Below are 22,638 nucleotides of genomic sequence, written 5' to 3'. Positions count from 1 at the left end.
GTACGCGCCGAACCCGAAGCGCCATCGACACTCCTCAAAACAGGAGGATCTATGGCCATCTCGCAGGTATTCAGTCGCGCCCAGCTAGGTATTCAGGCGCCGTCGGTAAGAGTGGAAACCCATCTTGGCCCCGGATTACCGGCGTTCACCATTGTTGGGCTGCCGGCCACCGCAGTGCGCGAGTCACGTGATCGGGTGCGCTCCGCCATCGTTAATGCAGGCTTTCCTTTTCCGCAGACCCGTATCACCGTAAATCTTGCTCCGGCGGATCTGCCCAAGGATGGCGGACGATTTGACCTGCCCATTGCGCTAGGCATTCTGATCGCCAGCGGTGAGGTGTCCGGCAAGACCATTGATGGCCTCGAATGCATCGGCGAGCTGGCGCTAGACGGGGCACTGCGCGGGGTGATGGGGGTGTTACCGGCAGCATTGGCATGCGCCCGGGCTGGTCGTACCCTGCTACTGCCCGCAGATAATGCTGAGGAAGCCAGCCTGTGCCGCGGCGCGTCAGTGCTCGGCGCCAATGGCCTGCAAGCTGCCTGTGCCCACCTCAAAGGAATCACCCCACTATCTCCGGCCAGCCCGCCTGCCATGCCAGCCGCCGATAGCGCTGGGCCCTGTCTATCAGACGTCCGAGGTCAGCCACAGGCGCGACGTGCTCTGGAAATCGCCGCCAGTGGCGGCCACTCCCTGCTGCTATGTGGCCCGCCGGGTAGTGGCAAAAGCCTGCTCGCCAGTCGTCTGCCCGGCCTGCTGCCGCCCCTTGATGAGCAGCAGGCTCTGGATGTGGCAGCGATTCATTCACTACACCGGCCGCGCCCACCGGCGCAGTTCTACCTGCCGCCGTTTCGAGGCCCCCACCACACCGCCTCCGCCATTGCCATGGTCGGTGGCGGCAGCTATCCGCGCCCTGGGGAGATCTCCATGGCCCACCATGGGGTGCTATTTCTGGATGAAATTCCCGAGTTCGATCGTCGCGTGCTGGAGGTACTGCGCGAACCACTGGAAACCGGCGAAGTCAGCATTGCCAGAGCCGCAAGGCAAACCACCTTTCCCGCATGCTTCCAGCTTGTTGCTGCCATGAACCCCTGTCCCTGCGGTTACTTCGGCGACCCGCAGCGCAGTTGCGGCTATAGCTGTGAAAAGGCACGGCGCTATCAGTCCAAGCTATCCGGCCCGCTGCTAGATCGCATTGATCTGCATCTGGAGGTTGCCGCCGTTAAGCCAGATGAGCTGGTGTCACTGGATCAAGGCGAAGCCAGCGGCCCAGTGCGCGAAAGAGTCCGTGCCACTCGCCAGCGCCAGCTATCCAGACAGGAGAAGCTCAACCAGCATTTGAGCAGTAGCGAGCTACAGCCCATAGTTGCAGCCCATGGCGCCTGGCTAAGTGATGCGATGCAACGGATGACGTTATCCGCCCGCTCGCTACATCGAACGTTGCGAGTGGCGCGCACACTGGCAGATATGCAGGAAGAAACACAGGTTTCCACTGCGCATCTTGCCGAGGCACTTAGTTACCGGCTAAGCCAACCCTGAGCCAGAGCCAATACTCAACGTACCAACGAAGCCACCAACCCCAAATCCACTGCTTTAAGGGTGGCCTCTGCCCGCGAGTTAACCTGCAGCTTTTGGTAGATGGTTTTCAGATAGCCCGCCACGGTGTGCTGGGAAATGCCCAGCATCTCGCCCGCTTTGCGCACGCTGTAACCGCGAGCAATGAGCGTCAACACCTGCTCCTCCCGTGGCGCCAGGCGCACGGTTTCCTCCGGCACCGGTTTGAATACGCCAAGTAGCTTACGAGCGATTGCAGCACTAAGTGGAGGGCGACCGGCAAGGATCCCTCGCAGGTGCAGAACGAACTCTTCCTCCGGCTCATCCTTAAGCAGATAACCGTCGGCCCCGGCGTGCAGGGCGGAAAAAAGGTGGTCAGAGTCATCAAAGATTGTGGTCACAACGCAGGTGCATTCCGGACGCACTTTTTTCAGGGCGCGGATGATGTCGATGCCGGAGCCATCGGGCAGGCCCAGATCCACCAGTGCCAGGCACGGCGGGCGCTCACCCACAGCCAGCAAGGCGGCAGCCCGGTTCTCAGCAGTTCTGACCACACTGTCCGGGAAATGGCTGTGCACCAGACGGGTCAGCCAAACCTTCACATCGACCACGTCTTCTACAAGTAAAATATCACTGCAGTCCATTTGCTCTTCCGTTGTCGTGACTTTTTCCACAGAATCCCGATGATGGCACGGTGTCGCGTCGCCACCTACCCCCATAAACGCGGGTGGTATTTTTTGATATCAGTAAGACAGGAAGCCTACTTGTGTTCAATCCTTCTCCCCGCCTGACCGTGACACTCAGCGGCCTGCTGGCCCTGTGCGTTCTGCTGCTAAGCGTAAGTACCGCCCTGTCACTGCCTTGGACCGGGATCAGCTGGTCTGTTCACCCTGATGGCGGACTGACCGTTCAGAGCGTCGATCGTCATGGGCCGAATGCTGCCACATTCACCGATGGCATGCGGGCCACCGGCTTTCAGGCTGCAGAGAGATACATCGACGCCAACGCAGTACTGCTAATTGAAGAGCCTGATGTGCTGCCGGCATACGCCGATTACAACCAACTGATGGACGACAGCAGCACCCTCGCTAACGCTGCCAGCAGCGGTAGCCTTTCCGTGGTCAGCGACAGCGGCGAACAACTTGCTCTGGCCACCAGCACGCGGCCGCTTCACTCGTTGCCATTGCTGTTTTGGTTGCAGGTGGCGTTCGGCATGATTGGCGCCATGACCGGAGCCATCGTCTGGAGCGTACGTCTCCGCAGCCTGCCTGCCGCCCTGTACTTCATGACAGGTATTGGCTATCTGATTTTCGCCCCCGCCGCTGCGGTATACAGCACCCGCGAGCTGCTGATCGACGGTGACCTGTTTCGCACCCTGTCCATCGCCAATCACTTTGGAGCGCTGTTCTTCACCGCCTCCCTGACCAGCCTGCTGTGGCATTACCCGATCCGCATCGGCCGCTTTCCCATTGCCTCACTGTGCTATCTGGTTGCCGCACTGACATGGGTCTCTGATACCCTGCAACTGACCAGCACAAGCGCACAATTCCATCTGTCCGTGCTGGCTATTTTTGCCCTCAGCTTTGTGTTCGCCTTTTTCCAGTGGCTGGGCACGCGCAGCAAGCCGGCCGACCGTGCCGCTTTGCGCTGGTTTCTGCTGTCCATCTACCTTGCCACCGGTCTATTCGCCGGCGTCATTATCATTCCTGCCGCGCTGGGCGTCATGCCGCCAGCTTCTCAAGGCGTTATGTTTGGCGCGTTCCTGATCATGTACATCGGACTGGCTTTCGGCATAACCCGCTACAAGCTATTCCAGCTGGAGCGCTGGTGGTTTTCTATCTGGGCATGGTTTCTTGGCGGTCTCGCAGTAATCGCCATCGATCTACTGCTGGTCAGCTTCCTGGCGCTGTCAAAACCGATTGCATTGAGTCTCGCAGTTGCACTGGTGGGATGGATCTATTTTCCTCTGCGTCAGTGGCTATGGAGCAAGCTGGCCAGACGGCGCGGCAGAACCATTGAGGACTGGCTGGCTCAGGCAATGCCGCCAATGGTTTCCGCTTCGCGCACCAACCAGCTCGGCAACGCACTTCAACAGTCGGCCGCTGCTGTATTTAACCCGCTGGACATCACCGAAACGGAAGGCACACTGGTCAAGCCAGCAATCACCGACAACGGGCTGTGCCTTCAGCTACCCAGCCCGGCAGATCATACTGTTTTGCGATTACATCATGCGGATCAAGGCGCGCGACTTTTTACTTCCCGCGATATCGAAGCGGCGACCCTGATTCTGCAGTTGTATCGTTTAGTCGAGGAGTCATTAAGCGCCCATGAACAGGGCGCGCGTAGTGAACGCGATCGTATCCGTCAGGATATCCATGATGATCTGGGCGCCAAACTGCTGACCCTGTTACACCGTAGCAACTCCACCGATGAACAGAAACTGGTAAGGGATGCCATTCGCGATCTGCGTGACCTGCTCAGCACTATGGAGACCTTCACGCTATCTCTGGATGAGGCAGCCCTGCAGTGGGAGCAGGAAGCACGTCAGCGTTGCGATGCTGGCGGCGTAACGCTTGAATGGCATTCCTCGCTGGCCTCTCTGGATACAGAGATTGATCAGCGCCGTATTGCTGACCTGACAAGAATTGTCCGCGAGGCAGTCAGCAACGCGCTACGCCATGCTGCCCCATCAGTAATCAGGATCAAGCTGTCTGAGCGGGAAGGTTCACTGGCCATATCGGTGGAAAACGATGGCCTGAACCAGGACAAAATGGGCTCCCACGAAGGTCGCGGCATTGGCATTATCAGGCAACGAGCCACACGTCTCGGCGGTGTGGCGGGCATCGGCGTGCAGCAGGATTTCTGGTGGGTAAACGTGCGTGTGCCGTTGCAAGTTGACGATAGAGCGGGAGACCCTCTCCCGCTCTGATAGGGCGTGTTTCAGGCAGCGAATTCGAGAAGCTCTGGACGGTTCAGCATGCGTGCCAACTTTTCCAGTCCCTGCTGACGTAGCTGACTGCTGTCTTTCTTAGAAGGGTGAAAATCTCGTTTGAAGTAAGCCAGATAGGACGGCCCCAGACGACGTAGCCAGCCCGGCTTGCCCAGCAGCCAGTTGAAGCCATTCATTACAGAACGAAAATCCGTCTTGTCATCCATCTCCGCACGCAGCTGGAAGTAATGGAAAATGGTGAAGCCGACGAACTCGACCGTGGTGATCGCCATTTCGCTGGTACGGGTCCAGTAGCTGCCTACCTGATCCTGATAGACATCAAAAGCCACCGCCTTGTGCTCGCTCTCTTCAACGGCATGCCACAACCATAGAGGCAGCATGCGCTGATCCATGCCTTCGAGAAATTCAGGACGCTCAAGAATCAACTCGGCCAGCATGGCGGTAAAGTGTTCCAAGGCACAGGTCTTGGCGAGCTGACGCTCCGGCGACAACACCTTGCCCTGCATCTTCAGGCCATTCAGCACAAAGTCCGATACCTTGCTGGTGGGCACACCACGCTCTTCCATAAAGGCATTGAAAACTTCGTGCTCATTGCCATGGTGCGCTTCCTGACCAATGAAGCCCTTTACCTGCTCCTTGAGCAGTGGGTCGGTAAGATTTTTCTGGTAGTGGCGCACTGAACGGACGAAGAAACGCTCCCCCTCAGGAAAAGTGCAGGACAGCGCAGTCAGCAACAGAGTCTTGAACTGATCGCCTCCGAACCAGTAACGCTCAATGCCTGGATCGAACTGGAAATCCATCTTGCGCGGCTGAATATCACTTTTATTAGTACGACGTATGGCTGTCTGGGCGCGGGCATTCATTGGCTAACTCCTGTGGCTTATCCGCAATGACCAAAGTATGGGCCGTCGCCGAGCAGACATTCAGGGCATTTTGTGCCAATCCGGAACAGCGGTTCCAGAAATTCTGGCATTTGAGAACGGCTTTATCCTTCCTGCTTGAGATAGCGCGGCGCACTTTCCCGAACGCGCTGAAGCGTAACCTGCCACAACAAATCACGCAGCGGCATACTGCTTTTGACCTTGCCTTCACGCACCTGCCTGGCCAATAGCCGAGATAGCTGCTCGTGACTGCCCTGCTCCGCCAGCAGCTCGGCCATCAATGCCTGCTCCTGCTGTTCAGCCTGACTGCCATTGGCCAGCTGTCGACGGGCAATGCCAATAGCGTTCAAAGCCATACGCAGGGCGTACTGCTGGTCAGCGGCAGCAGACGGCAGCACCTGATCACGCAACAGAGCAGTGACCGTATCAAGCAGATTAATTCCGTCCGGTTGAATACGCATAGTTTTAGCCCTCCAACCCGGTCATACGCAGGATGTGTAATTCCAGCTCGGGAACAATGTGCGAGGTTAGCGCCAGCTCCAGGGATGGCTCCGCACCGGACAAATGCCTTTCACCCTGTTTGATGGCGATCATTGCCCAGCGCAGATGAGCAAAAACTTCCCAATAGTACACCTGCTCAGCGGTAAGCTTGCGGCCCGATACTTCCTGATAGCCGGCAAACAGATCGTCGCGATGACCAATGCCGCCCACCGCATAATCATCACCCTGTTGGCCGAAGCGCCAGCACCGCGCACACAGCCACCCCAAATCTTCCAGCGGTTGTGACCAGCCAGTGAACTCCCAATCAAGAACCGCCGTCAGGCCATTCTCATCCACCATGTAATTGCCGGTACGGAAATCACGATGCACCAGGCATAGCGGCTCCTGTGCCGGCATATTATCTTCCAGCCAGTTCAGTCCCCATTCCAGTGCCGGAAAAGCGCTGTGATACTGATCCAGAAATGCACGTGCACTATCAACGAACTCTTGGGCAGGATGAATCTCTGGAAGCGGCAGAAAGTCCAGATCATCACGGGGTGGCCTGATCCCATGGATCCGTGCCAACTCGCGACCCAGTTGTCGGGCCAGCGCCGGACGATCATTTGCCAGCGACAGATCACGCACCAGCCTGTGCCCGGCGGCGGTCCCATTGGCGCGACGCATGATGAAGAAATCACGACCCAATAGCGCCGGATCGCCAAGCCACAACGGCCCCGGCACGGTAACACCATTGGCAAAGGCGGCTTTAAGCAGCGCGAACTCTTGCTGCCGGGAAAGACTGTCGGATACTGACGAAGGCGCATCGCAGCGAATCACCGCTGCAATAACTTCATCACCCAGATCAATATCTGCCGCCCAGTTTTCCTGAATAGCGCCACCGGAAAGCGCCCGCACATTACTGAGCTGCACCGGCTTGCCAGTTTTTGCAGCAAGCCAGTCGGCAATGGCCTTCTGTTCAACTGACTGCATTACACGCCCCAGTGAAAGAAATCTGCCTTTTCTTTCAGGTAGGCACGAGACAACACCATTTTGTGAATTTCGCTGGCGCCATCCACAAGACGGGCCTGACGGGCATAGCGATAGATCCATTCGAGCAAGGTGTCTTTTGAGTAGCCACGCGCACCACACAACTGAATCGCGGTATCAGCTGCTTTATGCAACGTGTCAGCCACATGAATCTTGGCGATGGAAATATCGGTGCGGGCAAAGTCCCCCTGATCAAGCTTCCAGGCGGCCTGCATAGTCAGCAGCCGGCCAATCTGAATGTCCTTGGCCACATCGCCGAGCATCCACTGCACGCCTTCGTGTTCGGACAGAGTGGTGCCAAAGCTCATGCGCTTCTCCACATAGCCGGCGGCTTCTTCCATGCAGCGCTTGGCGAGACCAAGCCAACGCATGCAGTGGGTCAAGCGCGCCGTACCAAGACGGATCTGGGTAACTTTCAGGCCATCGCCGATATTCAGCAGGCGCTGACTGTCCGGAATCACCAGACCATCAAACTTGAGCTCACAGTGCCCGCCATGCTCTTCCGGGCCCATGATTCCGATACGCCGGACAACCTCCCAGCCGGGCTGATCCGCATCAAACAGAAAGGCAGTCAGCCCCTTGCGTGGGTCATCAGAAGTTTTCGCGACCAGAATAAAAATCTGCGCGCCTTCTGCTCCGGTAATGAACCACTTTCGTCCTCGAATAATCCAGTTATCTCCCTCCCGGGTAGCACTGGTATAGGTCAGAGACGGATCAGAACCACAACCGCCATCCGGTTCGGTCATGGCAAAAGCAGAGCGCACCTTGCCGTCGATGATGGGCTGCAACCAGCGAGCTTTTTGCTCCTCAGAAAGAATCTTGTTAAGCACGATCATGTTGCCGTCATCCGGCGGCGCGCAGTTAAACGCTACCGGCCCGAATGGCGAGCGCGCCGCTTCTTCATATAACGCCGCCATTCCCACCACGCCGACATCAAGGCCGCCATATTCTTTCGGCACCTGAAAACCCCACAGCCCAGCCGCTTTTGCTTTCACTCGCAATGCTGCGACCACATCTTCATTGAGGTTTTCGTGCTCATCAAAATTGCTCTTGTTCTGCTCCAGCGGCATGACTTCTTTGGCGACAAAGTCGCGCACCTTTAATCGCAGCTTTTCAATATTCTGCGGCAGTGAAAAATCCATCATGTTCTCCTTACAGCGACGAGCACAGGTGTCCGCCATCAACGGCAATAATTGAACCACTCATATAAGCAGAGGCATCGGAAGCAAGCATCAGCAGAGGACCGCTCATTTCCTTCATCTCGCCGGTACGTCGCATTGGCACCCGTTTGATCTGACTTATGCCGGCCTCGGTTTCCAGCCAGTCGCTGTTGATCTCGGTACGAAAAAATCCAGGGCAAATAGCATTGCAGCGAATGTTGTAGCGAGCGTAATCAAGCGCAATAGACTTGGTTAGCTGGATCACCGCCGCTTTAGAGGCAGTATAGGGCGGTAGTTGGGCTCCGACCCGCAGGCCGAGGATGGAGGCAATATTGATCAGGTTGCCGGGGCGGCTATCGCGGCGCCACTGACGAATGGCAAACTTGCTCACTGCCCAGACACCTTTCAGGTCTGTATCAACAACCGCGTCCCAGTCTTCCTCATCAAGACCGTCACAGGTGCCAACGCGGTTGATGCCGGCATTGTTGATGGCCACATCGATCTCCGGCATGGCACTGAAAGCCTCTTCAACACTGGCATGGCTGGACACATCCATAGGCAGAACCACCGCATGACGACCCAGCGCCCGAACCTCGGTCGCTGTTTCCTCCAGTTTCTCCACCCGCCGTGCCGCAAGCACTACGTCGGCGCCGGCACCGGCCAGCACCTTGGCGAAATGAGCACCAAAGCCGCTGGAAGCGCCAGTAATCAGCACGCGTTTGCCACTCAGGGAGAACAGGTTATCGGTCATCACAGGGCCCTCAAGGTCAGAGATGGTCCGCACGGCGAACCTATAGAGGGCCGACGTTAAAGGACGCCCCCGTCGGCAACAAGGACGGAATCGCTCAGTCCTGCGGACGCTGGTGTCAGCGGCCGGCCTTGAGCTGGTATCATGGCGGCCCGCTGAAGGAACCCCGCTGTGAGCCGCCTTAATCCCCGTCAACAGGAAGCCGTGAACTGGACCGATGGGCCGCTATTGGTGCTGGCTGGCGCTGGCTCGGGCAAAACCAGTGTGATCACCCAGAAGATTGCTTCTCTGATTCAGGAGCGCGGCATGCCGGCGCGCCATATTGCCGCGGTAACCTTCACCAACAAGGCAGCCCGGGAAATGAAGGAGCGGGTGCTGAAGCTGGTACCCCGCGAGGATGCCCGCGGCCTGATCGTCTCCACCTTTCACAACCTCGGGCTGCGGATCCTGAAAACCGAAATGGCCGCAGTCAAGCTACGCAGTGGCTTCTCCATTCTCGACCAATCTGACAGCCGTGAATTGATGCGCGAGCTGTTGCATCGTGGAGAGTCGGAACGCGATATCCAGGCAGTGGAATTTTTCCAGAGCAAGATATCCCAGTGGAAAAATGACCTGGTGACACCGGAGCAGGCGCTCTCCAGTGCCGACTCCGAAGAGCTGCAGCGCGCCGCCATCACCTACGGCGAATACAACCGCATGCTGCGAGCCTGTAACGCGGTAGATTTTGATGACCTGATCCTGCTCCCGGTATTGTTGTTTCGTGAGCAGCCGCGAATTCTGGAGAAGTGGCGCAATCGCATCCGCTATCTGCTGGTGGATGAGTATCAAGATACCAACGGCTGTCAGTACGAGCTGGTCAAACAGTTGGTTGAGCCGCTCAACAAGTTCACCGTGGTGGGCGACGATGATCAGTCGATCTATGCATGGCGCGGAGCAAAGCCGGAGAATCTGGCTCAGCTGCAAAGCGACTTTCCTGATCTGAAAGTCATCAAGCTGGAGCAGAACTATCGCTCCACCGGTCGCATTCTCAAGGCTGCCAACGCGGTAATTGCCAATAACCCCCATGTTTTCGAAAAGTCACTGTGGTCAGATTATGGCTACGGCGATCCAATCCGGGTGATGTCGCTGCGCGACGAAGAGGCGGAGACCGAATGGATTGCCGGCGACATCATCCATAAACGCCTGACAAAGGCGCTGAAGTGGAAGGACTTTGCGGTTCTTTATCGGGGAAATTTCCAGTCTCGCTTGCTTGAGATGAAGTTCCAGACCATGCAGGTACCGTACAAGGTGTCTGGTGGGCAAAGTTTTTTCGCCCGCACCGAGATCAAGGATCTGATGTGTTACCTGCGCCTGCTGGTTAACCCGGATGACGACAACGCCTTTCTCCGCATCATCAACACACCACGCCGTGAGATCGGCCCGGCAACACTGGAAAAGCTGGCCAACTGGTCGGTCAAGCGTGGCCAAGGCATGTATCATGTGTGTGACGATATCGCGCTAGACGAAGCACTTGGCGGCAAAGCTGCGGCGCGACTGCGAGAGTTCAAAAGCTGGCTGGATCACAAACGCCAATACTGTTTTAGCGACAACAGCCTGCAGGCAGTAAAAGAATTAATCAGCGATATGGATTACGAAGGCTGGCTTATCACTCAGGCCAGTAGCCCGCGTATTGGTGAAAAGAAAGTGGAGAATGTTGGCCAACTGGTGGCCAGCATCGAACGTATGCTTAACAAACAGGAAGAGGAGGATGACAGCTCCGACCTTGAGGCAGTTATCCGCAAGCTTGTATTAATCGACATGCTGGAGCAGCAAGAGGAAGAGGATGATTCCGATCGGGTGCAAATGCTTACCCTGCATGCCGCCAAGGGCCTGGAATATCCCCATGTCTATATGATGGGGGTGGAGGAAGAGCTGCTGCCACACCGGACAAGCATTGAGGAGGACAGTATCACCGAGGAGCGTCGCCTGATGTACGTAGGCATCACCCGGGCGCGCGAAACTCTTACCATGACACACGCGCTATCGCGCAAACAATATGGAGAGAGAATCGACACCGCGCGCAGTCGTTTCGTCGAGGAAATGCCTGCAGATGATATCGATTTTCAGGGGGAAGGCGTGCAGGTGGACGAGTCAAAAACCGAGCAAGTAGCAGAAGACACTCTGGCAGCAATCAAAGCCATGCTCAATCGCTAGTATCAGCTTAGAAAACATCAACAAAAAAGGGCGCCGCAGCGCCCTTTTCTATTTCGCCGCGATTAACGGCTCTGGCCAACCATGTATTCCACGGCAGCTTTGATTTCATCATCAGAGCAATCCATGCACATGCCTTTCGGCGGCATAGCGTTAAAGCCCTCGATAGAGTGCTTCACCAGCGTGGCCATGCCCTGACCAATACGCGGAGCCCATGCAGCCTTGTCGCCAACTTTCGGTGCACCAGCAGCACCGGTCGCGTGACAGGCCATGCAGGCACCGTTGTAAACCGCATCACCGGCGCGGGGACCAGCAGCCACTTCAACCGCGGCGGGGCCACCACAGTCTTCACCTTCTACACAGACCGTGCCTACCGGGCTAAGGCGCTCGGCAATAGCGCGATCACTGAACGTGGAACGCTCACCCAACGGGTACGGGGAGATTTCCTTGGTGCTCTTGGCCATTACGACGCCGGACGCCAACAGGGCGGACAGGGCTGCAGATACAATCAGCTTTTTCACGGTAGTTACCTCTCTATGCCTGGGTCGGCCGGAGCCGTAGTCGGGCGGCATTATACCCACGCCGCGTAGGGATTACAGCTCATCCAACACCAGAGCCGGTAAAGCGAGAGTGAAACGGCAGCCTTCACCCGGCTGACTGGCCAATAACATCCGGCCACCATGACGACTGGCCACCAGCCCGACAAAGCGCAGGCCAAGCCCTTTGCCATCTTCCTGCAGCTGGCTAAACAGTTGTGACTGACGGTTCAGTGCAATACCCGCGCCGCGGTCGCGCACCTCGCAACACACCTCGCCATTGTCCAGATATAGCCGCACATCCACAGAACTGCCCGGCACGCTGTGGCGCACCGCATTGCTAAGCAGATTGACAAGAAGCCGGGTCAGCAGCTCATGATTGCCTCGCACCCAGACCTGATCTTCATCACGGTAATCCACCCGAATGGCTACCTCCGCCATCTCGGCCTGCTCATGCAGTTGCTCTACGGCACTTTCCACCACCGACAGCATGTCCAGATCAATCATGTCGATCTGCAGCATGGACTCCAGCCGGATAAGTTGCAGGAACTGCTCGGCCACCCCCAGATTACGACGGGCATGAACATCCAGCTGGTCAAGGAAGTCCGGCAAGCGGGTACCGCCGGGGCTCTGACGCATTTTTTCTGTTAGCGCCAGAATAGAAATCATGGGTGAACGCAAGTCGTGGGACAGAAAGTGCAGCAACTCCGCACGGGTACGGCGCACCCGCACCAACGCTGTGATATCACTGATCTGCAGAATGATCACCTGACCGATCTGGCCACCGGCATCGACCCGGCTGATGGCTAGCAACAGCGACTCGCCATGGCGCCCAGGCAGCTCAACCTCCACCCTGCCTTGCTCCAGGGCGGAGGTCAGCAAATCGTTCCAACGGCCATCATCCAGCCTCAGGTCACGGGCCAGATCCAGCAGATGCCAGCCGCTCAAGGAGCGTCCCTTCAGCTCCAGCACGTCAAGCAATCGGTTGTTGGCCAGCAGCACTTCTCCGCAGGCATCCGCCAGCAGCACTCCCTGGTCCAGCTTCGACAGGGCAGCATGCAGAGCTCGCGTTAAGCCACGCTGCCTGCGTTCTGCCCCACCAATGCTATCCACCAAGCCAGCCACTGATCGCAGTGCCGCCGCCCGCGTCGGTGCCGGTGCGGATACTCTGGCCAGCATGGCCTGGACCGTTGTTTCCAGCTGCTCTGCCAACAGGGGACTGCGCCACAACAAGCTCAGCTCAAACTGCTCATGGCCGCGACTGAACAGGTAATGGCTGGCCGACTGCCCTTGCCAGCTGGAGTCTTCCACTGATTCACCGCCGGTTTGCAGGCCGCCGGTGGCTGCCCGATTTTCCAGCCGCCAGGCACGTATTGGCAGCGCCCCCAGCATACGCAACAACGGCGCGATATCGGCAGGCTGCATCAAGCGGCCGCTGTGTTCGCCGGGACGCATCATCTGCCTGATGATGCGCTGCAGATAATCGAAACTATATTCAAGCCGCCGCCACGTCCACAGCGGTCCTGCGGCAAGCACAGTGACCATTGCCGCTGCCGGCGACCACCAGATTTCACTGCGCAGCAGTACCATGCATAGCACCATTGCCACTAGCAGTAGCGTGCCTATCAAAGGCACCCCCCAGCCCGGCCGGCAAAATGGCAGCAGCAGTGGCGCCAACGATGCAATCAGCACGCTCAACAGCACGCTGACCAGCGGCGAGGCGTCGCGGATCAATTGATCACGCAGCAGACCATCCAGCACCCGTGCATGAATCTCCACTCCCGGCACCGAAAGGTCGCCATAGCGGGGGGTTTTAAACCTGTCGCCCAGCCCTTCTGCAGTGGCACCAATCAGCGCTATACGCCCTTCAACCAGCTCTGCTGGTACCCGTCCGTCGATTAAATCCACCGCGGAAACGCGTGGATACTCCCCCTGACTGAATGGGATGCGCCGTGGGTAGTCGCGAATATTCAGTCTGGCGCTGCTGTCACCACGCTCACGCCGCTGATACTGGTAGGCCACTAAGGGAGCCTCGTCCTCCAGCAGGGCCAGACCGATATGAGGCCAAAACGCCTGGCCAACGCCAGAGCGCAGCCACAGGCTGCGCACCACACCATCACTGTCCATAACCAGATCAACATGACCGAGGCGATGGGCAACCTCGGCAAATTCACGCCAGGGCAGCCCTTCTACCGTCTGACCACCTCGCAGTTGCTCGACATGCACCGGCAGGTAGACACGGCCATGCCTTGCCAGCGCCTCGGCCAGCAACCGATCGCTGTCAGGTCGGGCGGCGTCAGGCCCGGAAATAAGAAAATCAGCCAGCACTGCGCGGGCACCGTAGTCATGCAATTGATTCACCAGCGCCGCGTGGACGGCGCGATCCCAGGGCCAGGGGCCAATCTGACGCAGGCTGAAGTCATCAATCGCAACGATCAGAATGTCGGGGTTTGGCTCTGCCGAAAGAGTGCCGGACAGGCCGTCATAGAGCCGCCGATCAACGGACGATAGAGCGCCAGTCCCGGCCAGTACCGCACATAGCAGCCCCAGCAGGACGGTAATCGTCAGATGCTCAAGGTGAAAACGGTACAGCAGGCGACGCAATAGCAGATCGGCCACAATCGGAGTCCTTTCCCGGCTCGGATAACACCTTTATGTAGTCCGAACCGTGAACGGAATGCAACGAGAGAATGCCAAATATCAGTTCGTCACAGCTTCCAGACGGTAGCCATGCTGGTACACCGTTTTGATCCGATAGCCGTTTTCCGGGCGAATATGCAGGCTACGGCGGATACGACTGACATGCACATCCACCGTGCGTGACTCGATGGGCGTCATGATACCCCAGACTTTTTCCAGTAAATGGCCGCGCGACAACAGTTTGCCCACGTTCTGGAACAGGTAACAGGCCAGCTCGAAGTCCTTGTCTGTCAACTTGACCACTGTCCCCTCAACGGAAATAGTGCGGCGGCCACGGTCGATCTGCCATGGGCCAAGACTGAAGCTTTCTTCCTGATGGGAGTCTTCAATGCCGGCACGACGGCCCAGCGCAGCAATGCGAGCCAGCAATTCAGCCTGCTTGACGGGCTTGACCATATAATCGTCTGCACCCTTGCCCAATGCCCCGACAATGGACGCCTCGTCGTCGCGCTGGGTGGCGAATAGCACCGGTACCCTATTGCCCGCACCTCGCACTTCCTCAAGCACACTGACGCCGGACATATCCGGCACTTCCCAATCGAGAAGCAGCAAATCAAAGCTGTCACGACGCAACAACGTCATTAACTCGCGGCCGTTGCTGCAGTGGGAACAGGAGTGCCCTGCTCCCGTCAGCCAGTGGCGGACCAGTTCGGCTTGGGCCGGATCATCTTCCAGATAGGCTATTCTCAATCGATCTCTCCATGACCGGTCAGGAAGCAAGGCCGGCCCTAAGGGAAGAGTAGCTAACTGACCGATCAGTCGTTGGAAAAAATTGTAAAATGGGAACGCCCACAAGTCTCCTGGGAACAGAAAGAGAGCATTTTCACCATGCCGGTGGACGCTACGAAGGCAAAGCCGCTATCATTCGCGGCCCGGCCCTGTGCCGGGTCTTGCAAGACGATGATTTCCGCACCCGTAGCTCAGCTGGATAGAGTACTGCCCTCCGAAGGCAGGGGTCACAGGTTCGAATCCTGTCGGGTGCGCCATTCAAGCAGCCGTCTAGCTGTTTCTTGATTGTGGAACCATATAGTGAGACGTTTTCTCATTTTATGGTTTTTCACATAACCATAAAGTGAGACGGCCAAACAGTAGCCTTCCCCACCCAGCTAGACCAGACGCCCCGGTAATCCCCCCAGTACCCTGCCGCTTCAAGCCATCTAGATGTGAATACATCTCAGCAATCCGCCCCGTCGCAGAATACCCACCGCACCGAGTCAACGGACCTAGCCAACGTCCTCAAAGACATTCGACGGCAGCTTCGATCTAGGTTTGGTGCGATAAGCAACCTTGGCCTTGCCGACCCCCATGACCATGATCGCAGCCCTATCAAGATCGTTCCTCCCGAGCCCCGTCCGGACCCTCAGCTCCTCCACTAACTTAGGCCTTGAGACCCTCTCTTCCGGCCACCTCGCATCTGCCAAATAAGCCCTCACAACCGTTATTGCTTTCGCCCGCCTTAGCCGACGGTCCTGCTCTTTGTATGTCTTATATCTCAGTCGGTAATCTGAAACTTCCGAGGGAAATCGATACTGCAAATATCCGACCGAGACCCCCAGCTTCGCCGCGACTACCTTAAGCGAATGAATCTCACCTTCCTTTGAGGCAATCTGCTTGAATCTATGCAAAACCCCAAAATGATCTCTGTGGCGATCTTTCACCGGCCTAATGGGCATGTGATAAGCCGGCAGACGAAGTGTGGTACCCAACTTCAGCGCAGTTTGCCAAACCGGTCTCTCCGACGTCAGAACCTCAAGAAAGGAAATGTTTGCCACTGACTCAGAAATATTAAGTATGTCAAGAACAGAAATGCGGCGATCCCTATTTGCTATGAACTTCCTACAATTAGAAACCACATTGTAATAATCATTCGCTACAATATCGCTTCTTTTGTACGGGTGTGGCGGGCTATATGCAAAAGGTCTTGCCCTAAGTATCTTCAACAAATTATCTCTAATAACGTCTCTATTAGCACGCCACCCATTTGATACAAGATCGCAGAGGTGCATCATTGCGATGGAATGCTCATCGATATTCTCGCGACACGGAATATCCCCTCCATCTCCTCTAATAGCCATAAACTTTCTGCAAGATTGGCAATGAGCTACCGACTCCTGAATGACAAGCCTATCCTGCAGAGATCCGCAGTGTGGGCAGACAATACGCAGATAACCCCCATGACGAAGACATCGTTTTACGGATCTAATCGTCCAGTAATGCCGAATGTATGGTGTCGTGCCATGATCAAGATGCTCAAGAAAACAATCACCACACCAAGACGCACTTGGATTTATAAGGCATGAAATTGAAATACAATCCTCCAATGGGGTGAATGTTCCCTTTTCGAGATCAAGATCATCCAAGATGATAGAAGACGCATGCAGAAACGCTGAGGAAAACTCCGCAGGCCTCAAAAGTTGTCTCACATTATGAAATCCTTTTGCATTTACTGGAAATCTCTCTCCCGTTATATCCTCCCAGGCCCTCGCGACCTCCAGAGCAAAGGCAGAAGGTGTTAGAAAATGAAGCCATGCCCATCTGCAAAAAAATGACATGAATGATTCGATCTCATATGATCCAACTCCTATAATTGACGCTTTTAGAAATTTTTTCATATCAGACCTCCGCGAACATCACCGGATACCTTGGTCTGCTTGGCGCGGCCCTTCCTCCCACCTTTTACGCCACCTCCCACCGAGGGGGATTTCCCTTCTCTTGTTTTGTAGGCGGAAATGATCTGTTCCGCCGAGAAAATTTGCACGCTGGGGAAACAACTTAGCCCAATTGCATATTCTTCTAGCAGCGCATCTCTCGAAGACACATCCTCAGTTCTAGAAATAACATGCTCTTCGGTGATTTCTTCTGCGCCCATCAAATCCGCCTCGGCAATAATTTCTTTCACAACTTTCTGAAGAATTCCGATATTTCCGCAGCAAAATTCATATAGCCTGTCAAACCAATCGAGCATAGATCCTCTTTTGCTTTTGACTGGTAGATTTTCGGTCAATTTATTCAACGATAAAGCAAACTCGCGTTTCCCATCTCCGGTCGATGAATATGGATGAAATCCAACGACACTAAGACGACCTCCCAAGTGCGGATCTATTGCATAGATATCCATCACGGCATACCCGCCAACCAGCACAACAATTACGTTATCGTGGCCAGAAAGATCTTTTAGTACCGACATCTGACCCTTGCAGGGAATAAAAGAATTGACACCCGCAGATAATTCCTGGGCTTCATCAGCAATTACCACTGTTATCTGGCCGGTACTTAGAGCTCGCTCCGCAGCAACTCGGAGCTCGGTCAGCGAAGACCTCCTAATTCGGCTTGAGGTAAGACCTATCATCTCATCCGGGATGCCCTGATAGGTCTTGCCCGGGAACGCTAGTTGGTCAAGAATTTTCTGGAATATGATTTTCCTCTCGTTATCGATATTTCCAGAGCCCGCCCTGAGATTTAGCCTGACAAATCTCATAGCTCCCACCTCAACTTGGGCAGAGTACGACTCCTCAACCAACCTCATGGCTGTTGTCTTTCCAACCTGAGTTGGCCCAACAAGCGTAATGATGTTATTTTGAAGGTACTCCATCCTATAGATAATCTGACCTACCGCATCAGAAAGTGCCTTATGGACGAAAATACTATCAAGAGCATGAAATCTCTTCTGAAGTGATTTGCTATCAGCCTTCATAATGATCTCCTTCAAATATTGAAAAGGGATCAAAATATTCAACTGGTTCTTTACTAGGACCATATTTCCCTTGGGGCTCATTGGTCTCGGAATCATCTTGAATCACGTCAATTTTCGTCTGAAAATCTTTCTGCTCGCGTAGAATTTGTCTATCTATCTCTAGCTTTACTCGTTTTCTTATCTCCTGACCATCAAGCATCCATGCGTTGTGTGCCGTATGGTCATGAATTGATCTAAGCTTTTCCATTTCATGATTTGTACTTGTCAACTTCTTCCAACTCTCTCCCAGTAGAGCGTAGATCATGGAATGTTCTTCAGGGTCAAACCTGACAGGAACTTTTCTCCCAATGAACTTGCGAGTGCTATCGGAGTTATACCAAGTACCTTTGTGAAGTATTCCTTGGTTGGTTAATTTTATGCCGTCAGGAACATCGATCGCAGTACGAAAGTAGAATGCATCTGTGACGTCAATTTTTGTACCTGAGAAAGGATAGTCTCCGTGCAGATTCTGCAACTGGACAATCGGATCGACAGATTGATTTCCAATAATTCTCGAGTTGTATTGCTCCACAAATATCGAGAATCTTGCGCATAGCTCAGTAATGTTTACGGATGCTCTATTATTAGAGTCGCACTGCCTGTCAAATGATCTAGATTTATCGTATCTATGCACCAACCCTCCAATTGCCTGCGAGAATAGATTTCTGATCCTGTTAAATGTACCCTCAATCTCCGAGCCGAATCGGCCATTTGCTGGCGGGCGCAGTAGATGACCGCTTTCATAGCCGCCGAGAGCATCGCGCATAAATTTGCTTAGAAACTCAGCGCCCTGATCCGAGTTCCATATCATAGGAATACGCCCCCATTTCCGGACACAATGCCTGAAGACTAGCGAAATATTACGCACAGAGGGCGGTAGCAGGGTGATGCACCAGGCCAAGATTGTGAGCGTTGCATGGTCTACAAGCACGGTCAGTATTGGTCTAACTTTTATCTTGCTACCAGCGGAAACAATAAATTTGCTATCCATAATCCAATGATCAATGCTTCCGATCATGAAAGGGAGGCCGGTTTTCAATCGACGTCGCTCTGCTATAACAGAAGGTGCAACCGAATTTGCCAGACGCCGACCCCCTCGCGCACGAGCAGCTAAAACATGGTCAACGGATTTGCAGTACTTCTTGAATGTTGTGATGGATACTGGCCGCTTGCCAGGCAAGCATACCTCCATATCATTCCAGTATCTCAGATATGAAACCTTGAAGGAGTTACCCTCGCTATTGAGGAAGTACTTTTTCACACTGGATTGCAGCACATCCATCTCTTCAGGGGATATACGGGGGCTTCTATTTCCCTTTTCTTTATGCTTCGGAAGAATTACTGACTCCGCGCTTTCGCCACGACTCAACGCACTTTGAATCTTATTCTTCCACCTATACCGCGTTGCTCTGGCCAAGGATCCAGACTCATACCTGTGCAGTGCCTTCTCTATACTCCTTTGTTCCTCTGGACTTTTAATTCCGAAAATCTCTCGCTCTATTGACGTAGAGATTTCGTTCCTATTTTGTGGAATGTCCTCTCTTTCCCCTTCCCAGATACTAAAGTCATCAGAGAATATGATAGGGAAGTTACACCAATCGGATTTGATAAGCCCATGAGCCAGCCAGTAGATTAGTAAGGAGTAGTCTTCTAGGCCAAGATATTCTCTGGCCTCTGTAAGAGAGAGATCGCCTCTCCGGCCAAGGTGCCGTTTTAGCGAATCGAGTGATTTCGCCCGAATCTGACTATCGTAGCGATGCTCTAGGTACGCGCTATTGTTTATACAAGCCCATAAGATCTCAAGATTTGCATCCCTTACCTTGTTTATCTCGGCTGCGAATATGCTAAAACCGAGGCCAAGACTGAGAGCTGCATCCTCCGCAGGAACAAAGCTGACCTTACCATCATCGTTTTTCCACATGTCTGGCTCATTGCCACACAGCGACTCCAGATCATCACGAGTCTTCACCTCAAAAAGCTCTATCTCCCCAGACTGGTAGAAAACTAAAAAGTCAGGCGTATATGACCCCTTTCTCGCCTTCTTCTTCCCCCTCACGGGAATTTCGATATTGAGAGTCATGGGTTGCTCAACGTATCCAATGACTTGGCTGTTGAGCTCAAGCGACATACAGAACCTGAGCTCAGTCATCGACTCTACATAAACCGTCGATCCATTCTTGCTCGAGTAAAAGAAACCTGACATTGACCTGGAAGCACCGTCGCCGACCCTTCTCACCGGTCCATTCTTAAGAGCGGAAAGCACGAGGTACTTGCCGGCCGCCGTCAACTGATCTGATCGTAGTGCCAACTCCGTGAGCCGACCCTGATTTATTTCGCGCATAGCCTCTCCTCCCGTCTGGGGCAATATTGGCTTTGTTCGGCCAAAGGACGCCCGCAGACAGATGTCTGATGTATTGACACTTCTGATTTTTGGAGAGATGATGGGGGGGGGCATTTGCAGAACCCGGGCCTTGGTTGGCGCCAAGGTCCAATCTCTCTCAGCTATATGGCTGCCGCTTTACATATTGATTCTCCGCACTAGTTATTAGGCACCGCGACGATAAGTCGCAACGAAATCCTCGGCAACCTAACCATTTTTCTTTCATAGAACAACAATTTTCTTTGTGACGGACGAAGGGATTTCTCGAAGTTTTCTCTGGCAGAGTTGAAATATCTTTCGGCGTGATTTTGATCGACGTTCCATCAGATTCCGTATCGTATACTTTATACGGGAAATGATCTGAAAAAGGGCTATAAAAGCGAATCAATAGAGTGCGGCCTATTATCATTTTTCCCGCCAGCAATCCGAATATTAAACACTTTCTGTCGCAGGATTACTTCGCGAATTCAATTTGAATTATTCTATATCTCGCCTTATTAATTGAGATAAATCTTCCATATTCTACGAATATCATAGGAAAAATTATAAATTGTGAGTGCAGTAATTTCTGCTTTCCCGGCCGAGCACTATTTTTCTATATGGAAGTCAGGTAATGCTTTATGTACATTTTCCGTCTTCAATTCTTCGATTGAAAAATTAAAGATTAATGTCGGGGGGGGGGGGCAAAAGATGTAAGCAACTAAGCTGGGTCTGCCGCAGATAGCAGGCATGCAATGACATCACCAATGGGCGGTTTCTGGAGCACTATTTTCCCCCAGCCTACCCGCGAGCATCCGGAGAATCACCAGCGCAAACTCCCTCTGCGTATCTTGGCTTTCCAGAATCGGCACCGACAACTTCTCATGATCGCCAAGGGCATCCAGCACTGCGTCCGTGACCCTCTTCGGAAAAAGGCCATGCATTACCTGCTCGGCGCTGTGCGAACGCACCTGCTCCATAACTTCTTCATCTCGACCAATGCGGTCGGCAATGCCATTAGCGAAATGCAACTTGTCCTGTTCGGTGACTTCAAGCCCAAAAAGATCATTCAGCTTTTCGATAATTTCGGAAAGGCGCTTCTTCTCCGGGTCATGGGGCTTGCCTGAGCCCACTTCACTGAGCGGCTTGAGGCCATACTCACCATCCTCTTCCTCCAGTCGCAGCTGGTGTTCGGCGCGCTTGGTCAGGCGGTAGTGCGTCATTTGTAGCTCGGTCACGTCTACCTTTTCCTCATCCAGTCGGTCCACGCGCAGCAGCGGGTGCAGGTGTTTGGCGTAAACGCACAGCTGCTCCAGCTCGACGTCATCGTAGTGAACGATCTGAGAAAGGAATTCATAAGCCCGGACGAAGCTCTGCAGGTTTTTGCGGAACAGATCCAGGGCGTCCTTGCGCTCCCCGGCTTCCTTCAGCTCCTGCTCGGCGCGCTTGCCGTCGGCTTTATGACCATTGCGCTCTACCGCTCTCAAGCTCTCCCGCCAGACGCGAATATCATCAAGCGCGGCCTTGTAACGGATGGCGAATCGCTCCTTGGCCGGGTGGCAGTAATAGCTGAGCTTGCTGCTGGCGGCCGTCGGATCAAAGAACGTCAAAGCGAACTCGCGGACTTCTTCCCAGTGGTAGATCTGCTCCTGATCCAGCGTCTTCTGCAGGTCGTACACCACATTCACGTCAGACACATTCTCCAGCTCGGCCTTGTTGTAGTAAGGCGCGAAGGCATCGAGGATGTCCTGCGGATCGTTGTAAAAATCGAGGATGAAGGTTTCCTTGCCGGGGAAGGTCCGGTTCAGGCGTGACAGGGTTTGCACGCAGTCCACGCCCTGCAGCTTCTTGTCGACGTACATGGCGCAGAGCTTGGGTTGATCGAAGCCGGTCTGGTATTTGTTGGCGGCGATCATCACATTGAAATCGTCGGTGTCGAAGGCCTGTGCCAGATCACGGCCATGCAGGCCGGGATTGAGCAGGCTGCTGGTTTCTGTGACTTCTTCAGGGATCACCTCATCCGGCGGCACGCTGCCGGAGAATGCTACCAGCGGGTGTACGTCCTCGTAGCCTTTGTCATGCACATAGGCGCGCATGGCCAGCGCGTAACGCACCGCCTCCTGACGACTACCGGTGACCACCATGGCCTTAGCCTGACCATCGAGCAAGTGGCGCACATGGCCACGGAAGTGCTCCACAATCACTTCTACCCGCTGGTTGATATTGTGCGGATGCAAGCGCACCCAGCGCGCCAGCGTGGCAGAGGCCTTTTTCGATTCCACCTCGGTGTCGTCAGCATCGGG

Annotated in this window: 15 protein-coding genes, 1 tRNA gene and 1 pseudogene; 4 read left to right on the top strand and 13 right to left on the bottom strand. The window is 54.6% G+C overall.

The features are described from left to right. Nucleotides 1-51: 51 nt before the first annotated feature. Complete coding sequence (locus J1C54_RS11110) at nucleotides 52-1,536, top strand: YifB family Mg chelatase-like AAA ATPase (protein ID WP_229147645.1); 1,485 nt, start codon at nucleotides 52-54, stop codon at nucleotides 1,534-1,536. A gap of 14 nt (nucleotides 1,537-1,550) precedes the next feature. Here J1C54_RS11110 and J1C54_RS11105 read toward each other — a convergent pair whose 3' ends face one another. Continuing rightward, a complete protein-coding gene (locus tag J1C54_RS11105; RefSeq protein ID WP_229147643.1) occupies nucleotides 1,551-2,195 on the bottom strand; it encodes a response regulator transcription factor in 645 nt (214 codons plus the stop codon). 122 nt (nucleotides 2,196-2,317) lie between these two features. On the opposite strand from J1C54_RS11105, the gene J1C54_RS11100 reads away from it, so the two are divergent. Next, entirely contained in the window at nucleotides 2,318-4,480 is a 2,163-nt protein-coding gene (locus tag J1C54_RS11100) for a sensor histidine kinase (protein WP_229147641.1), read from the top strand. An 11-nt stretch (nucleotides 4,481-4,491) separates the two neighbouring features. On the opposite strand, the gene J1C54_RS11095 is transcribed toward J1C54_RS11100, so the two are convergent. The 5 genes from J1C54_RS11095 to J1C54_RS11075 all read right to left on the bottom strand — a co-directional run bounded on the left by J1C54_RS11095 (nucleotide 4,492) and on the right by J1C54_RS11075 (nucleotide 8,820). Further along, entirely contained in the window at nucleotides 4,492-5,364 is an 873-nt protein-coding gene (locus J1C54_RS11095) for a metal-dependent hydrolase (RefSeq protein WP_229147640.1), read from the bottom strand. Between the two features lie 122 nt (nucleotides 5,365-5,486). Then, complete coding sequence (locus J1C54_RS11090) at nucleotides 5,487-5,843, bottom strand: DUF6285 domain-containing protein (RefSeq protein WP_229147639.1); 357 nt, start codon at nucleotides 5,841-5,843, stop codon at nucleotides 5,487-5,489. A 4-nt stretch (nucleotides 5,844-5,847) separates the two neighbouring features. Continuing rightward, nucleotides 5,848-6,852, bottom strand: coding sequence for a phosphotransferase family protein (locus J1C54_RS11085; protein WP_229147638.1), 1,005 nt, complete (start codon nucleotides 6,850-6,852; stop codon nucleotides 5,848-5,850). Next, a complete protein-coding gene (locus J1C54_RS11080; RefSeq protein WP_229147637.1) occupies nucleotides 6,852-8,051 on the bottom strand; it encodes an acyl-CoA dehydrogenase family protein in 1,200 nt (399 codons plus the stop codon). The genes J1C54_RS11085 and J1C54_RS11080 overlap by 1 nt, the downstream gene beginning before the upstream one ends. A gap of 10 nt (nucleotides 8,052-8,061) precedes the next feature. Then, nucleotides 8,062-8,820, bottom strand: coding sequence for an SDR family NAD(P)-dependent oxidoreductase (locus J1C54_RS11075; protein WP_229147636.1), 759 nt, complete (start codon nucleotides 8,818-8,820; stop codon nucleotides 8,062-8,064). A 168-nt stretch (nucleotides 8,821-8,988) separates the two neighbouring features. On the opposite strand from J1C54_RS11075, the gene rep reads away from it, so the two are divergent. Next, nucleotides 8,989-11,010: a DNA helicase Rep gene (rep, locus tag J1C54_RS11070; RefSeq protein WP_229147634.1), complete on the top strand. Its 2,022-nt coding sequence runs from the start codon at nucleotides 8,989-8,991 to the stop codon at nucleotides 11,008-11,010. A gap of 62 nt (nucleotides 11,011-11,072) precedes the next feature. On the opposite strand, the gene J1C54_RS11065 is transcribed toward rep, so the two are convergent. The 3 genes from J1C54_RS11065 to J1C54_RS11055 form a co-directional block, all read right to left on the bottom strand. Further along, nucleotides 11,073-11,528 carry a cytochrome c5 family protein gene (locus tag J1C54_RS11065; RefSeq protein ID WP_229147632.1) on the bottom strand — a complete coding sequence of 152 codons (456 nt, stop codon included), beginning with the start codon at nucleotides 11,526-11,528 and terminating at the stop codon, nucleotides 11,073-11,075. Between the two features lie 72 nt (nucleotides 11,529-11,600). Next, nucleotides 11,601-14,162, bottom strand: a complete 2,562-nt coding sequence (locus tag J1C54_RS11060; RefSeq protein WP_229147630.1) for a CHASE2 and HATPase_c domain-containing protein — start codon at nucleotides 14,160-14,162, stop codon at nucleotides 11,601-11,603. An 81-nt stretch (nucleotides 14,163-14,243) separates the two neighbouring features. Beyond that, nucleotides 14,244-14,933, bottom strand: coding sequence for a response regulator transcription factor (locus J1C54_RS11055; protein WP_229147628.1), 690 nt, complete (start codon nucleotides 14,931-14,933; stop codon nucleotides 14,244-14,246). 219 nt (nucleotides 14,934-15,152) lie between these two features. On the opposite strand from J1C54_RS11055, the gene J1C54_RS11050 reads away from it, so the two are divergent. Beyond that, a tRNA-Arg gene (locus J1C54_RS11050) sits at nucleotides 15,153-15,229 on the top strand. Nucleotides 15,230-15,466: 237 nt separating this feature from the next. On the opposite strand, the gene J1C54_RS11045 is transcribed toward J1C54_RS11050, so the two are convergent. The 4 genes and pseudogenes from J1C54_RS11045 to J1C54_RS11030 all read right to left on the bottom strand — a co-directional run. Beyond that, nucleotides 15,467-16,855: a hypothetical protein gene (locus tag J1C54_RS11045; RefSeq protein ID WP_229147626.1), complete on the bottom strand. Its 1,389-nt coding sequence runs from the start codon at nucleotides 16,853-16,855 to the stop codon at nucleotides 15,467-15,469. Then, nucleotides 16,852-17,937 carry an ATP-binding protein gene (locus J1C54_RS11040; RefSeq protein ID WP_229147623.1) on the bottom strand — a complete coding sequence of 362 codons (1,086 nt, stop codon included), beginning with the start codon at nucleotides 17,935-17,937 and terminating at the stop codon, nucleotides 16,852-16,854. Before J1C54_RS11040 ends, J1C54_RS11045 begins: the two co-directional genes overlap by 4 nt. Continuing rightward, nucleotides 17,927-20,317: a TnsA endonuclease N-terminal domain-containing protein gene (locus tag J1C54_RS11035; protein WP_229147620.1), complete on the bottom strand. Its 2,391-nt coding sequence runs from the start codon at nucleotides 20,315-20,317 to the stop codon at nucleotides 17,927-17,929. The genes J1C54_RS11040 and J1C54_RS11035 overlap by 11 nt, the downstream gene beginning before the upstream one ends. Before the next feature lie 779 nt (nucleotides 20,318-21,096). Then, a pseudogene (locus J1C54_RS11030) lies at nucleotides 21,097-22,638 on the bottom strand (type I restriction endonuclease subunit R); the annotation flags it as partial.

Origin of the sequence: Alcanivorax sp. 1008 (assembly GCF_020667895.1) — a bacterium.
Lineage (GTDB): Bacteria > Pseudomonadota > Gammaproteobacteria > Pseudomonadales > Alcanivoracaceae > PGZG01.
The sequence above is the reverse complement of the archived record's forward strand: the minus strand, read 5'-3'. Positions and strand labels throughout refer to the sequence as shown.